The organism is Mycobacterium sp. RTGN4, from assembly GCF_033804635.1.
Taxonomy (GTDB): Bacteria; Actinomycetota; Actinomycetes; order Mycobacteriales; family Mycobacteriaceae; genus Mycobacterium.
Genome location: NZ_JAPZLB010000045.1, coordinates 1 through 1,506 on the forward strand (window position 1 = coordinate 1; position 1,506 = coordinate 1,506).

1 protein-coding gene is annotated in these 1,506 nt (G+C 64.6%); it reads left to right on the top strand.

All coding sequences use genetic code 11. From position 1 onward, the window contains the following. Window positions 1-265: 265 nt before the first annotated feature. Window positions 266-1,477, top strand: coding sequence for an IS110 family transposase (locus SLQ30_RS33000; protein ID WP_319451251.1), 1,212 nt, complete (start codon window positions 266-268; stop codon window positions 1,475-1,477). Window positions 1,478-1,506: the final 29 nt, after the last annotated feature.

The window sequence follows — 1,506 nt, forward strand, 5'->3', positions numbered from 1 at the left end:
GACTAATGGGAGTCGATGAGCGTGGCGTTGACTGGTTTGGGAGCCGGTTGGCGGGACGCTGATCATTGAGCCGCTGGCCGGTGAGCACTGCTTTCGACTGGGATGAACGTTGATTCCTAGCTCTAGATTGTGCCCCGGCCGGTTCGGTGAGGTCGCTTGTAGCGCTGATGGGATGTCGTGCCAACGCGAGCACTGATCCATTAGTCCGCCGCCGGGTGTCCTCTGGCTCAAGGTGAGTCAACGACGACCGCAGGAGGTGGCATCGATGATCTTCGTCGGCGACGACTGGGCCGAAGACCATCACGACGTGTATCTGATGGATGAGGGCGGCCAACTCTTGGCAGCCCGGCGATTACCCGAGGGCCTGTCCGGCGTCCGGGGGTTGCACGAGCTGATCGCCGCGCACGCGGAAGAACCCGACCAGGTGGTGATCGGCATCGAAACCGATCGCGGCCTATGGGTCTCGGCGTTGGCGGCATCCGGTTATCAGGTGTGGGCGATCAACCCGATGGCGGCGGCCCGTTACCGCGACCGCCATCACGTCTCGGGTGCGAAGTCCGATGCCGGGGACGCCAAGCTGCTCGCCGATTTGGTGCGCACCGATCGGCACAACCACCGCCAGATCGCCGGCGACAGTCCCGACGCGGAGGCGATCAAGGTGCTGGCGCGTACTCATCAAAGCCTGATCTGGGCACGCACGCGGCATGCCAACATGCTGCGCAGCGGACTGCGGGAGTACTACCCCGCAGCCCTGGAAGCCTTCGAGTCACTCACCACCGATGACGCGTTGGCAGTACTGGGTCGCGCACCCACTCCTGAGCAGGGCGCCCGGCTGAGTCTGGCCAAGATCAGCTCAGCACTCAAAGCTGCTGGGCGACAACGCAACATCGAGGCACGAGCTATCGAGATCCAGGCCGTCTTACGCCGCGAGCACCTCACCGCGCCCGCTGCGGTGGCTGCTGCGTTCGGGGCCACCACGACGGCCGCGGTTCATGTCATCGCGGCACTGAACGCTCAGATCGCCGAACTCGAGGCAGTTCTGGCCGAGCATTTTGAGAAACACCCGGACGCCGACATCTACCGCTCCCTGCCAGGACTTGGTGTCATCCTCGGCGCCCGGGTGCTCGGTGAGTTCGGGGACGACCCGAACCGCTACACCACCGCCAAGTGTCGCAAGAACTACGCCGGAACCTCACCATTGACCATCGCGTCGGGCCGCAAACGCGCCGTGCTGGCCCGCCACGTCCGCAACAAACGGCTCTACGACGCGCTCGATCAATGGGCCTTCTGCACACTGACCCGAAGTCCAGGCGCCCGCGCCTTCTACGACCAGCACCGCGCCAACGGTGACACGCACCATCAAGCCCTACGTGCCCTCGGCAACCGCCTCGTCGGCATCCTCCACGGTTGCCTACGCCACCACACGCCCTACGACGAACACAAAGCCTGGGCACACCGCATGCCCGCAGCCGCTTGACGACTTACACACCTGGGATGTCTAGAGCG